At 53.5% G+C, this 13139-nt stretch carries 14 protein-coding genes; 8 read left to right on the top strand and 6 right to left on the bottom strand.

Going from position 1 to position 13139, the window contains the following annotated elements; translation table 11 throughout:
* Positions 1 to 28: 28 nt before the first annotated feature.
* Positions 29 to 910: a 4-hydroxy-tetrahydrodipicolinate synthase gene (dapA, locus tag MJ923_RS08265; RefSeq protein WP_240590675.1), complete on the bottom strand. Its 882-nt coding sequence runs from the start codon at positions 908 to 910 to the stop codon at positions 29 to 31.
* Between the two features lie 172 nt (positions 911 to 1082).
* Here dapA and MJ923_RS08260 point away from each other — a divergent pair, with 172 nt between their 5' ends.
* A complete protein-coding gene (locus MJ923_RS08260; RefSeq protein WP_240590674.1) occupies positions 1083 to 1610 on the top strand; it encodes a glycine cleavage system transcriptional repressor in 528 nt (175 codons plus the stop codon).
* Positions 1611 to 1636: 26 nt separating this feature from the next.
* On the top strand, positions 1637 to 2101 hold the full coding sequence (gene bcp, locus MJ923_RS08255) for a thioredoxin-dependent thiol peroxidase (RefSeq protein ID WP_240590673.1): 465 nt from the start codon (positions 1637 to 1639) through the stop codon (positions 2099 to 2101).
* A gap of 169 nt (positions 2102 to 2270) precedes the next feature.
* Here bcp and MJ923_RS08250 read toward each other — a convergent pair whose 3' ends face one another.
* Together MJ923_RS08250 and MJ923_RS08245 are read right to left on the bottom strand one after the other, a co-directional pair.
* Positions 2271 to 3389 (bottom strand): AI-2E family transporter, encoded by a 1119-nt coding sequence (locus tag MJ923_RS08250; protein WP_240590672.1) that lies wholly within the window; start codon positions 3387 to 3389, stop codon positions 2271 to 2273.
* 36 nt (positions 3390 to 3425) lie between these two features.
* Positions 3426 to 3653, bottom strand: a complete 228-nt coding sequence (locus MJ923_RS08245; protein ID WP_126167058.1) for a sulfurtransferase TusA family protein — start codon at positions 3651 to 3653, stop codon at positions 3426 to 3428.
* A gap of 103 nt (positions 3654 to 3756) precedes the next feature.
* Between MJ923_RS08245 and bepA the strand changes: the two genes are divergently transcribed.
* The 3 genes from bepA to MJ923_RS08230 all read left to right on the top strand — a co-directional run bounded on the left by bepA (position 3757) and on the right by MJ923_RS08230 (position 6065).
* Complete coding sequence (gene bepA / locus MJ923_RS08240) at positions 3757 to 5223, top strand: beta-barrel assembly-enhancing protease (RefSeq protein ID WP_126167059.1); 1467 nt, start codon at positions 3757 to 3759, stop codon at positions 5221 to 5223.
* Between the two features lie 90 nt (positions 5224 to 5313).
* Positions 5314 to 5664, top strand: a complete 351-nt coding sequence (gene arsC / locus MJ923_RS08235) for an arsenate reductase (glutaredoxin) (protein ID WP_240590671.1) — start codon at positions 5314 to 5316, stop codon at positions 5662 to 5664.
* Positions 5661 to 6065 (top strand): DUF2069 domain-containing protein, encoded by a 405-nt coding sequence (locus MJ923_RS08230; RefSeq protein ID WP_237158792.1) that lies wholly within the window; start codon positions 5661 to 5663, stop codon positions 6063 to 6065. The genes arsC and MJ923_RS08230 overlap by 4 nt, the downstream gene beginning before the upstream one ends.
* Before the next feature lie 157 nt (positions 6066 to 6222).
* On the opposite strand, the gene hda is transcribed toward MJ923_RS08230, so the two are convergent.
* Both hda and MJ923_RS08220 read right to left on the bottom strand, forming a co-directional pair.
* Positions 6223 to 6933, bottom strand: a complete 711-nt coding sequence (hda, locus tag MJ923_RS08225) for a DnaA inactivator Hda (RefSeq protein ID WP_240590670.1) — start codon at positions 6931 to 6933, stop codon at positions 6223 to 6225.
* Between the two features lie 87 nt (positions 6934 to 7020).
* Positions 7021 to 8208: a DUF2066 domain-containing protein gene (locus MJ923_RS08220; RefSeq protein ID WP_240590669.1), complete on the bottom strand. Its 1188-nt coding sequence runs from the start codon at positions 8206 to 8208 to the stop codon at positions 7021 to 7023.
* A 210-nt stretch (positions 8209 to 8418) separates the two neighbouring features.
* Between MJ923_RS08220 and MJ923_RS08215 the strand changes: the two genes are divergently transcribed.
* On the top strand, positions 8419 to 9648 hold the full coding sequence (locus MJ923_RS08215; RefSeq protein WP_240590668.1) for a uracil-xanthine permease family protein: 1230 nt from the start codon (positions 8419 to 8421) through the stop codon (positions 9646 to 9648).
* A 109-nt stretch (positions 9649 to 9757) separates the two neighbouring features.
* Here the strand turns inward: MJ923_RS08215 and grxD are convergent, their stop codons facing one another.
* The gene (gene grxD / locus MJ923_RS08210) at positions 9758 to 10093 is read right to left on the bottom strand and encodes a Grx4 family monothiol glutaredoxin (protein ID WP_126167064.1); all 336 of its coding nucleotides are present in this window, start codon (positions 10091 to 10093) and stop codon (positions 9758 to 9760) included.
* A gap of 242 nt (positions 10094 to 10335) precedes the next feature.
* On the opposite strand from grxD, the gene sodB reads away from it, so the two are divergent.
* Complete coding sequence (gene sodB / locus MJ923_RS08205; protein ID WP_126167065.1) at positions 10336 to 10920, top strand: superoxide dismutase [Fe]; 585 nt, start codon at positions 10336 to 10338, stop codon at positions 10918 to 10920.
* Between the two features lie 252 nt (positions 10921 to 11172).
* Positions 11173 to 13107, top strand: coding sequence for a PrkA family serine protein kinase (locus MJ923_RS08200; protein ID WP_240590667.1), 1935 nt, complete (start codon positions 11173 to 11175; stop codon positions 13105 to 13107).
* Positions 13108 to 13139: the final 32 nt, after the last annotated feature.

The raw sequence follows: 13139 nt of genomic DNA, 5'->3' as shown, positions 1-13139 counted from the left end.
ACGGCGTGATTTGTTTCAACTTCAAGACTTAGACCTCCAGTCCAGCTTTTTTCATGGCATCGAGCAGTAGACCATGACAAGACTCAGAAAGTTCAGTCAGTGGCAAACGAATGAAACCATCCTTGATAAGTCCCATGCGATGCGCGGCCCATTTCACTGGAATGGGGTTAGCTTCACAAAAGAGTGTGCTGTACAGGCCACGCATAGGCTCGTCGGCTGCAAGCGAGCCGTCGATATCTTTGGCAAGCGCCAGCGCGCACATCTTTTTAAATTGGGCAGGTACTATGTTGTTGGCAACCGAAATGACCCCATCACCGCCAGCCAGCAGGAATTCGCGCGCAGTGGCATCATCGCCGCTGTACAGCAAAAAGTCGGGGCCACAAAGCTCACGCAGACGGGCCACGCGGCTCACATCACCCGTGGCTTCTTTAATGCCGATGATGTTGGCCACATCGCAAAGTTCAGCCACTGTCTCAGGCTTCATGTCCAGCGCGGTACGGCCAGGCACGTTATACAGAATCTGTGGGATGTCAGTGGCCGCAGCCACCGCTTTATAGTGGGCAACCAGGCCTTTGGGCGTGGGTTTGTTGTAGTAAGGCGTAACGCCGAGCATAGCCGCAACACCGGTTGCAGACAGGGCCTGGGTCAGCTCAATTGCCTCGGCAGTAGCATTGGCGCCGTTGCCGCCGATAACCGGAATACGGCCTTTGGCATACTCAACGGTTTTGGCCACCACATTGATGTGTTCTTTCATTGGCAGAGTGGCCGATTCGCCTGTGGTCCCAACGGCCACAATGGCATCGGTGCCATTGGCGATATGAAACTCGACTAAACTCTCAAGACTTGCAAAATCCACTGAGCCATCACTGTTCATAGGCGTGATTAAGGCTACGATGCTTCCGTTTATCATCTGACTTCCCCAAGGTTGCAGGATTCGCTATGGTACTGACCCCTATGGCGATTGACAAGCCATTTACAGGGCTCTCAAAAGGATTTGTTTGTGGTAGCATTGGCGCGCGTCAAAACCACTGCCGATGTGGTTAAAAAGACGCCATGACAACGACACAAAAAGAGGAACCTACATGACCAATTACCTGGTCGTCACCGCCATGGGATCCGATCGTCCCGGTATCGTCAGCAAGCTCGCCCGTCTGGCCAGCGATTGTGATTGTGATATCGTCGACAGCCGCATGGCGCTTTTCGGCAATGAATTCACCTTGATCATGATGGTGTCCGGCTCCTGGGCGGCCATCACCAAGATTGAAAGCGCCCTGCCCCAATTGTCGGTGGAAATGGAACTGCTGACCGTGATGAAGCGCACTTCGCGTCACACGCCGCAAAACTATGTGTCGCGGATTGAGGTGGAGTTCCACGGTAAAGATCAGCGCGGCACCATGAAGCGCATCACCCAGTTTTTGGCGGACCGTTCGCTGGATTTGGCAGCAGTGCGCTCAAACGCAGAGGAAACAGCAGCCGGAGAATCTATCCAGCACGTGTTCCTCGCCATCAATATTCCTGAAAAAGTTGAACTGGATAAGCTCGAAAAGAGTATTCATGAGCTGGCAAGCGAGATGTCGCTGGCCTGTCAGATCAAAAGAATGCAAAGCTGAACCGGCATTAACCAAAAGGACGACGAATGAATACCTTAAAAGCAGGCGATAAAGCGCCGCAGTTTACCTTGCCCAACCAAAACGGCGAGATGATTTCCCTGGCTGAGAGCCTCAAGAACGGTCCTGTGCTGGTGTACTTCTACCCCAAGGCGCTGACCCCTGGCTGTACCGATCAGGCCTGTGGCCTTCGCGACAGTAAGCCGCAGCTGGATGCCAAGGGCGTGACTGTATTTGGCATCAGCCCTGATCCCGTGGCCAAGCTGAAAAAGTTTGAAGAAAAGCACAGCCTCAATTTCCATTTGCTGTCAGATGAAGACCACGCCGTGGCCGATGCCTTCGGTGTTTGGGGTGAGAAAAAGTTCATGGGCAAGGTGTATGACGGCATTCACCGCTTGAGCTTTATTGTTGGCACCGATGGCACCATCAGCCGGGATTTGACCAAGTTCAAAACCAAGACCCACCACGAAACTGTGCTCGAAGCGCTGGGCTGATAGCGTTAAGATACCGCCGGAATGGCGCCGGGCGATCTTTTTCTCGCCCACCTTTTCCGGCTTCATCTTTTGCATATCGGAACGCTGTGATTTATGTCCAATCACAGCCATTAAAAAAGGCCCATCCGGGCCTTTTTTGTTTGGGTCAGTACCGCAGCGTCAGCGTGTGTTATTCGCTCACGGGCTTGCCTGCTGTGGCTGTGGCGCCACCACCGGGTAGCAGCGGCTGCTCGGGCGGATGATTGCGCGGCCAAACGTTGATAACGGCTTTGACCAGCGATGCCAGCGGAATGGCAAAAAACACGCCCCAGAAGCCCCACAGACCGCCAAATACCAGCACAGCCGCGATAATGATAACCGGGTGCAGGTCCACTGCATCCGAGAACAAAATCGGCACCAGCACGTTACCATCAAGCGCCTGAATAATGCCGTAGCCCAGCATCAGGTAGCCAAATTCCGCCGAGAAGCCCCACTGGAAAAAGCCCACCAATGCAATCGGCAGTGTCACCAGGGTCGCGCCCACGTAAGGGATCAGCACTGACAGACCTGTCAGTACCCCCAGCAGCGCCGAGTATCTGAGCCCCATAAATGCAAAGAACACATAACTCACGGCGCCAACAATAATGATTTCAATCACTTTGCCGCGAATATAGTTGAAAATCTGCTGATTCATCTCACCCCATACCTTACGGGCAAGGTCGCGGTTAGAGGGGAAAAAGCGCTTGCTTCCGCGGATAAGCTCTTCTTTATCTTTAAGGAAAAAGAACACCAGCAGCGGCACAAGAATGGTGTACACCATCAGCACCAGCAGCGACGCCGAAAAGCCGAGAATTTGCTTGCCGATATCCAGCAGATGCTGGGTATCGAGCATACGCTTAAGCTCAGCCTCCATGGCAACTACCTGATCGGCACTCACATATTGAGGGTACTTCTGCGTCAGTTCCTCAAGGTAGCCCATACCTTTATCGAGCATGGTGGGCAGCTCGGTCAGCAGCGCCATACCCTGCTTCCAGATACTGGGCACCAGGCCAAATACAATCAGCAGCACTATCCCGGCAAACAGCACCAACATCAGCGAGGCACCTGTGGTGCGGTTAACGCCAATCCGGGTCATCTGAGCCACCGGCCACTCCAGAAGGAAAGCCAACACCAGAGCCACCAACAAAGGCGCCAGCAAGCCGCCGGCAAAGTAAATCAAGGCCCACAGGGAAAAGAGAATAAACAGCAGCGTCACTGCCTGGGGATCACTGAACTTGTCCTTGTACCAGCGAGTCACGAAGTCGAGCATTGGGGCTCCTTAATGAGAGAAGTCGCGATCCTTGTGTTAATTCGGTGCCATCCGGCTGATCCGAAGTGTAAGGCAACTTTGGTCATCCCGGGTCTTTTCTACCCGATATCCCTGTTTTTCAAGAAAAGCGGGAACATCACGGCGGGATGCGCTGTCCAACAAGGCAACTTCGAGCGTTTCGCCTGCGGGCAACTTTTTCAGCGCCAGCTTAACCTGAACCAGAGGAACAGGACATCGAAACGCGGTTAAATCGATAAAAATCATAATGAACTTGCCACAGCCAAACCGGGGCTATTATCCTTGCTTGCACGCTAAACCTCAAGCAGCATACCCGGTAACGGGCATAGACACAGGAAGTAGTAGCCACTTGCGTATATTGACTCTCTCTCGACTGACCAACACCCTCGCCGCTGCGGGGCTCACTGCCTTGTTGAGCCTGCCGGCCACCAGTTTCGCCAATAACGATCTGCCGGATCTTGGCACTGCCGCAGTCAATACCTTCAGTCTGGAAAAAGAGATGGTGTATGGCGATGCCTATATGCGGGTCATTCGCTCATCGGCGCCGCTATTGAGTGACCCTGTGCTGAGCCAATACCTCACCGAGCTTGGAAACAAGCTCGTTGCCAATGCCACCGGCGTGAAAACCCCCTTTTACTTCTTTTTGCTGCGTAATGATGAAATCAACGCCTTCGCATTTTTCGGCGGCCACGTTGGGGTGCACACCGGACTGTTTTTGAATGCCGACACCGAGAGTGAAATCGCCTCGGTGCTGGCCCACGAAATCACCCACGTGACCCAGCGCCATCTGGCGCGCTCACTGGAAGCCCAGCAAAAATCCGGTCCTGCCACCATTGCCGGGCTCCTTGGTGCAATCCTGTTAACCATCGCCGCGCCCCAGGCCGGTATGGCGGCACTGGCCACCACCCAGGCGCTGGCCACCCAGTCCAAAATCAACTACACCCGTTTGCATGAAAAAGAAGCCGACCGCATCGGTATGCAAATTCTGGTGGAAGCCGGTTTTGACCCCAATGCCGCTGCCGACTTTTTCGGAAAGCTCGCCAGCCGTTATCGCTTTACCACCAAGCCGCCGCAAATGCTGCTGACTCACCCGCTGCCCGAGTCACGGATCAGTGAGGCACGCAACCGCGCAACCCAGTATCCGCACCGCTATGTACCGGACAGCCTGAACTACCATCTCGCCAAGGCCCGGATCCAGGTGCGCTTTTCAAGCTACAGTGAAGAATCGGCACTGGCCCTGTTTGACAAACAGCTTGCCCGCCACACCTATGCTTTTGAAAGCGCAGCGCTTTATGGCAAGGCGCTGGCCCTGTTTCGGTTAAAGCGTTTTGATGAGTCTGAAGCGATTATCGATAAACTTCTGGCACGGGACGACAACAATCTGTTTTATCTCGACACCAAAACCGACCTGTTAGCCCAGCGCAAAGACTACAAGAGCGCCATTACCCTGCTGGAGGCCAAGCGTAAGCTCAAGCCCACCTCGCAGGTGATAAATGCCAACCTGGCCAATATCTACATTGAAGCGGGCGAAAGCCCCAAAGCCATTCCACTGCTGGAAGACATGGTGTTCCTCGACCGTCAGAATCCGCTGCCTTATCAGCTGATGACGGAGGCGTATCGCAAGGAAGGCAATAAGGCGCTGGAGCACTTCTCTAACGCCGAAAACCTGGCTCTGGCCGCCGATTACAAGGGCGCCGTTGACCAGCTCAACTTTGCTTACCGCTACACCAAAGATGATGCGTTGCAACTGGCGCGCATCGAGGCCCGTATTCGCCAGTTCAAGGAAGCTGAGCGGGCATTGGAAGAGCTCAAATAATTCCAGCTTAAGCCATCTGCGGGCGCCTGACGGCGCCCGCTTTTTTTGTTATCATCGCGGCAATTTTTGGTAAGTGACACGGATAACACAATGACAAAAGCCGTAATCCTGCATAACCCACGCTGCTCCAAAAGCCGCGAAACGCTGGCGCTGCTCAATGAAAAAGGCGTTGAGGTCGAGGTGGTTGAATACCTCAAAGACACCCCCGATGCCGACGAAATCCGCCGTATTCTGTCGCTGCTGGGCCTCGGCGCCCGCGAACTGATGCGCACCAAGGAAGACGAGTACAAGGCCCAGGGACTGGACAATCCGGCCCTCAGCGACGCTGAGCTTATTGCCGCCATGGTCGCCACCCCCAAACTGATTGAACGCCCTGTGGTGCTCGCCAACGGCAAAGCTGCCATCGGCCGCCCTCCGGTCAAGGTTCTGGACATTCTTTGAGGTTTTCCGTGCTGTCTGATACCCAGCTTTTGCTCAAAATAAACCGCGCAGGTTATCTGGCGCTGTTGCTGGTACTTGGCTACTGGTTCTTGCTTGGCCCAAACAGCCAGGAATATTCGCTGTTATTCAACGCCCTGTGGCTGGTTCCCCTGCTGCTGCCACTGCCGGGGCTGATGAAAGGCAACCCTTATACCCACGCCTGGGCAAGCTTTGTGCTGTGTCTGTATCTGCTGCACGGCCTGACGCTGGTCTATATTGCCGGTGATTGGCTCTGGTTTGCGCTGCTGGAACTGGGCTTACTGATCTTACTGTCGGTTACCTTCCCTTTCTACGCCCGCCACCGCGGCCGTGAATTGGGGCTTGGACTGAAGAAAAAGTCCAAAGATGAGCCTTCGCAATAACAGCTTCATCGTTACGGGCTAACGCTTACGTAACGCCAGAAAGCAAAAAGCGCTGCCAATGCAGCGCTTTTTTGTGATTTTCTTTGACAGGTAAATATTTATACAAACAATAGCTTCGCCATATTTTTACTCGCTAATCCTTAGTTTATTGAATAAATTAGAGCCTTAGCATCTCTTTCACAAACGGGATTGTCAGCTTGCGTTGATGCACCATGGACGCCTTGTCCAGCCTGTCGAGCACATCGAACAGAGTTCGTAAATCCCTCGCCATCCGATTCAGCAAAAAACGTCCTACGTCCTCAGGTAACTGCAAGCCACGCATGGCTGAGCGGCGCTGCAATGCTGCCAGTTTTTCATCATCCATCATGGGTTGCAGCTGATAGGTCAACCCCCAATGCATTCTGGAGAGCAGATCCGGCAAGCCAAATCCGGCTTCCATCGGCGAGGCGCTGGCGCTGACAATCAGACTGCCACGCTTTTGCTCCAGCACCCGATTATAGAGGTCAAAAATCGCTTCTTCCCACAGCGGATGACCGGCCACGGCATCCACATCGTCGATACAAATAAGGTCAAACTGCTCAAGCCCTTCGAGCAATGCGGTAGAAATACTGGCGTGAATACCAAGGGGAATATAAAAACTGCGCCGCTCCACCTCGTTGGCGTGGGCACAGGCTGCGTGCATCAGATGAGTTCGCCCCGACTTGATAGGCCCCCAGAGGTAAATGGCATGATTGCCCTCGCCGCCCGCCGCCGATTTCAGGGCACCAATAAGCTCATCATTACCCGCTGCGGGGTAATAACTGGCGAAGGTTTCATCGTCCGGTAAATGGACAGGCAGAGACAATTGCAATGGAGGCTGTTGTGTCACTCGGTTACTTCTCAATCAATCTGGTGGCACTGAAATAAAAACGGCGCCAGTGTAACACGGACGCCGTTAAATTCCGAGTCGCAGACCTTACTGGCCGCGCCACTCGTAGTGATTTGGCTTGGCAGGCATCCCCGGTGTTTCCAGTACATCGCCTGGATTAATGGCATTGGCGAAGGGATCGGGTTGCGCGCTGCTATCCCCCTGGCTGGCAGCATCGCTTGAGCCAGAGCTACCCGCCAGAGCAGCAGATGAATCGCCAAGTGGCGTCAGCCGCGGCTCCAGAGCAAGAGTACGCCTTAGCTCATCTTCGCTGCCAAAAAGCGCCAGTGCAAAGCGCACCGAATCGCCCTGAATACTCACCAGCCGTACAGATTTCACCATCGACAGCTGGCCAAGGTAAGTTTCGATATCCACCACGGCTTTAAGCTTGTTGACACCAGTGAACACCAGCTCGGTTCCCGAGGTTTCGCTGGAGCCTGTCACTGCGTAGCGGGACACATAATAACTGCTCATGCCAGACAGCATGGCAGAGATAGCATCTTCAAGATTTTCGCTGCGGCCAGAGACTTCATTCACCGCCTGAATAACCTGCCCCGGTTCATTGGCAGCCGTGCGCGGGTAAAGCGCCAACCGATACTCATAACCGCCATCAACGGCATCCAGAGTCGCAATGGCAAAAAAATCGGACTGATAGCGTGAGGAAGCACCGGCCACTTCATCGGGGAAGAAACCGCGTACCGAGTTGATATTGGCGACCATCATGTCGTCAAGATCCAACAGCGGAAACAGCAGTGGCACGCCTGTCTGGGCACTGGCATCGTTGAATTGACTGCGAACCGGCAGATCGGAATGATCCCCAAGCAGCACCTTTTCGGTTTCACCGTCGGTGGCAAGCCACAGCAGTGTCAAAGGACGCTGTTTTCCCCACACCGGCAGCTGGGCATTTCTGAGGGTGCCGGTAATTCGCGCGCTGTCGAAACTGGCACGCACGTAAAGTTTGCCGTTGTTTTCCACATAGCCAAACTGGCTGAGGGCCGAGCGGGCCTGATTAATCAGTGCCTGTACCTGGGCATTGGCGAGTGCTTCCTGGCTGCCGCTGTTTTTTACCATGACCTTGGCCATGGCATCTTTAATCGCCTGCTCAAGTTCGGCGCCATTGCGTGAACTGATGGGCACATCGGCTTCATTAAGGCGATTTACCTGCACCGCCTCGGCGCCCATGGCACCCAGCAGCAATCCGGTGGCCAGGGCCAGCTTGTGAAAGGTCTTCAACATGGAAATTGGTCTATCCCTGAAAAAACAATTGGCGGCAGTGTAACACACTTGACCTTGGGCAACACAGTCCAACGAAAGGCCGCAAATTTAGCACTCATGCGGCCAGATTGTCCTTTTGCGCCAAGGAGTTCACAAAATCTGTACTCAGGCTTACCAAAGCCGTTTCAGCTGATAGAATGGGAAGATTTTAACCTTACAGGACATAAAAAAATGAACAAACTCCTGCTGCCCCTCCAGGGTGCCCAAATGCTGTTTGTGGCGTTTGGTGCGCTGGTGTTGATGCCGCTGCTGACCGGGCTCGACACCAGTGTGGCGCTCTTTACCGCGGGCCTGGGCACCTTACTGTTCCAGCTTATCACCCGCAGACAAGTACCTGTGTTTCTCGCCTCCTCCTTCGCCTTTATTGCCCCCATCATGTATGCGGTGCAAACCTGGGGCGTTGCCGCCACCATGGGTGGCTTGATTGCCGCCGGCGGCGTGTATCTGATGCTGTCGCTGCTGGTCAAGCTGAAGGGTGTTGGCTTTATTCACCGCCTGTTACCCCCGGTGGTGGTGGGTCCAGTGATCATCATAATCGGTCTTGGTTTGGCGCCGGTGGCGGTGAATATGGCGCTGGGTAAAACCGGTGACGGAAGCGCCGTGTTGGTTGATGGTGATACTGCGCTGGTGATTTCTCTGTTATCGCTGACCACGACCATACTGGTGGCGATATTTGCCAAAGGGATCCTCAAACTGATGCCGATCCTGGCCGGGATCCTGGTGGGTTATGTCACCGCGCTCTTCTATGGAGTGGTCAGCTTTGATGCCCTTATCACCGCGCCCTGGTTTGCAGTGCCTCACTTTACCGCGCCGGAATTTCACTGGCAGGCGATCCTGTTCATGATCCCGGTGGCCATAGCCCCGGCGGTGGAGCACATTGGCGATATCCTTGCGATTTCCAATGTCACCCGCAAAGACTTTATGAAAGACCCGGGCCTGCACCGCACCCTCGCCGGTGACGGGGTGGCCACCATGGCCGCTGCCGCCTTTGGCGGACCGCCAAATACCACCTACTCTGAAGTGACCGGCGCCGTGACCTTAACCCGCAACTTTGACCCCAAAATCATGACCTGGGCCGCCATTGTCGCCATTCTGCTGGCCTTTATCGGCAAACTTGGGGCGCTGATGCAAACTATTCCAGTGCCAGTGATGGGCGGCATTATGTGTTTGCTGTTTGGCTCCATTGCCGCAGTGGGCCTCAGCACCCTTATTCGCAATCAGGTCGATTTGGCCTGTCCGCGTAACCTCGCCATTGTGGGGGTAACGCTGGTATTTGGTATCGGCGGTATGGCTTTTGGCATTGGCTCATTCAGCCTCACTGGCATCAGCTTGTGCGGCATCGTTGCCATTTTGATGAACCTGCTGCTGCCACCTTCGGCACCTGAGCCCGAAAGCCCTTAAGCTCGAAAGCGACTCTTTATTCTGAAACGGCTTAGATGTTCCAACTGGAAATACTGACAACAAAAAGCCCCGCATCGCGGGGCTTTTTTATTCAGGCAATAACCGAGGCTTATTCTGCTTCAGTCTTATACTTGGCAGCCACTTCTTTGATAAGCGGCTGCAGTTCGCCTTTTTGGAACATCTCGGTCAGGATGTCGCAACCGCCGATCAGTTCACCTTCGACCCACAGCTGTGGGAAGGTTGGCCAGTTGGCGTACTTTGGCAGCTCGGCACGGATATCCGGATGTTGCAGGATGTCCACATAGGCAAACTGCTCACCGATGTTAATCATCATCTCGGCAACGCGGGCAGAGAAACCACAGCTTGGCAGCTTTGGAGAACCCTTCATGTAGACAATGATTGGGTTTTCAGCGATTTGCTGCTTGATTCTTTCTACTGTTTCCATTTTGATTCCTGACTTGGCATCCCCCTGAGGGGCATTGATGTCTCACACGTGGGCTTATTGTACGCCAGTGGGCGGCGGAACAAAATCCCACAGTTTGTAAGGTTATGTCATTATTTGATTTTTCGATAAGCACTATCGCCCGAAAACCCCAAAGAATGATTCACATCACAGATTTTCCGAGTACAATATCGGCCAGTGAGCAAGAACGTGAAAAACGTATAATCGTCCATGGAGAGATACTAATGGCTTTCGAATTACCACCACTGCCTTATGCGAAGAACGCACTGGAACCCCATATTTCCCAGGAAACTATCGAGTACCACTACGGTAAGCACCACAACACCTACGTGGTTAAGCTGAACGGTCTGATCCCAGGTACCGAGTTCGAAGGCAAGAGCCTGGAAGAGATCGTTAAGACCTCTACCGGCGGTATCTTCAACAACGCCGCTCAGGTTTGGAACCACACCTTCTACTGGAACTGTCTGTCTCCAAATGGCGGCGGCGCTGCCACTGGCGCAGTAGCCGATGCCATCAACGCTGCTTTCGGCTCTTTCGAAGAGTTCAAAGCCAAGTTTACCGACGCCGCTGTGAACAACTTCGGCAGCGCCTGGACCTGGTTGGTGAAGAACGCTGACGGTTCTGTTGCTATCGTTAACACCAGCAACGCAGCCACCCCGCTGACCGATGCTTCTGTTACCCCAATCCTGACTGTGGATGTGTGGGAACACGCTTACTACATCGATTACCGCAACGTACGTCCTGACTACCTGGCCCACTTCTGGGAACTGGTAAACTGGGACTTCGTGAACCAGAACTTCGCCGGCTAATCCCGCGTTTTTCAGGTCAAAAAAGGAGCCATTCAGGCTCCTTTTTTTATGCCTCTTTCCCGAATCTTTGCCCGCATTTTTTCGCGTCCCGCCGAATAGAAGCAGATGCAACTGTTGCTTTTGCAACTATTTGTCATTGTTTTTACACATCTTTTTTTGACACAGCTCAAGAATTTATGTCTAAGATTACAGGTAGGGAGCAAACCGTATCCAGTTCCCGGCATCACATCAATGGCGTTTCAGGGGGTTAGCATGGGCATCTTTGAACATTACCAACAGCGCTATGAAAAGAAACTCGAAGAAGAATACTCACTCCAGGAGTTTCTTGAAATCTGCAAGCAGGACAAGAGCGCTTACGCGACCGCGGCAGAACGTCTGCTGCTGGCCATCGGCGAGCCGGAAGTGATAGACACCTCCAAAAATCCCGTACTCAGCAGGATCTTTTCCAACCGGCTTATTTCTCGTTATCCCGCCTTTAAAGACTTCTTTGGCATGGAAGACGCTATCGAGCAGATAGTGGCTTATCTCAAGCACTCGGCCCAGGGCCTCGAAGAAGCCAAGCAAATCCTGTATTTGCTGGGCCCTGTGGGCGGTGGTAAGTCTTCCCTCGCCGAAAAGCTCAAGGCTCTGATGCAAAAGGTGCCCATTTATGTGCTGAGCGCCGATGGGGTTCGAAGCCCGGTCAACGACCATCCCTTCTGCCTGTTCGATGCCGATGAAGATGGCAAACTGCTGGCGGATGAGTACGACATTCCAGCCCGCTATTTAAAAACCATTATGTCGCCCTGGGCCGTAAAACGGCTGCACGATTTTGGTGGCGATATCAGCCGCTTTAAAGTGGTAAAAGTGTTCCCATCGGTGCTGGATCAGATTGCTGTGGCCAAAACCGAGCCCGGTGATGAAAACAACCAGGACATTTCCTCTTTGGTGGGTAAAGTGGACATTCGGCAGCTGGAGCATTTTGCCCAGAACGACGCCGATGCTTACTCCTACTCAGGCGCCCTTTGCCGTGCCAACCAGGGGTTGATGGAATTTGTGGAGATGTTCAAGGCGCCCATCAAAGTGCTGCACCCACTGCTCACCGCCACCCAGGAAGGCAACTATAACGGCACCGAAGGTCTGTCGGCCCTGCCCTTTGGTGGCATCATTCTGGCGCACTCCAATGAGTCAGAATGGTCCAGTTTCAAGAACAACAAAAACAACGAGGCCTTCCTCGACCGGGTTTATATCGTCAAGGTGCCTTACTGCCTGCGGGTAACTGAAGAAATTCAGATTTACCAAAAGCTTATCCAGAACTCCGAGTTGACCCAGGCGCCCTGCGCACCCGGTACACTCGAAACGCTGGCGCAGTTCAGTGTGCTGTCACGGCTGAAAGTGCCTGAAAACTCCTCCATCTACTCCAAGATGCGGGTGTATGACGGTGAAAGCCTGAAAGATACCGATCCTAAAGCCAAGTCCTATCAGGAGTATCGCGACTACGCCGGCGTGGATGAAGGCATGAACGGCCTTTCAACCCGTTTCGCATTTAAAATCCTCTCAAGGGTGTTTAACTTCGACCACACAGAAATTGCCGCCAATCCGGTGCATCTCTTCTATGTGCTTGAAAAACAGATCGAAGCAGAGCAGTTCCCCGGCGAGACCGCCGAGCGTTATCTGGAGTTTTTAAAAGGTTACCTGATCCCCAAATACGTGGAATTTATCGGTAAAGAAATCCAGACCGCCTATCTTGAGTCCTATTCAGAGTACGGCCAGAACATCTTTGACCGTTATGTCACCTATGCTGACTTCTGGATTCAGGATCAGGAATATCGCGATCCCGAAACCGGCCAGTTGTTTGACCGCGCCGCCCTGAACGCCGAGCTTGAAAAAATCGAGAAACCCGCCGGGATCTCCAATCCCAAGGATTTCCGTAACGAGATAGTGAACTTCGTGCTGCGGGCCCGGGCCAATAACGAAGGTAAAAACCCCAACTGGACCAGCTACGAAAAACTCAGAACCGTCATCGAGAAGAAGATGTTCTCCAACACAGAAGATCTGCTGCCGGTGATTTCCTTCAACGCCAAAACCTCCACCGACGATCAGCGTAAGCACGATGATTTCGTCAATCGGATGATGGAAAAAGGCTACACCAAGAAACAGGTTCGCCTGCTGTCCGAGTGGTATCTGCGGGTACGTAAATCGTCTTGATACTGACTGGCGCCCGCCTGATTGCAGGCGGG

The sequence above is a fragment of the Shewanella zhuhaiensis genome (genome assembly GCF_022484835.1).
Classification (GTDB): Bacteria; Pseudomonadota; Gammaproteobacteria; order Enterobacterales; family Shewanellaceae; genus Shewanella; species Shewanella khirikhana.
The sequence above is the reverse complement of the archived record's forward strand: the minus strand, read 5'-3'. Positions and strand labels throughout refer to the sequence as shown.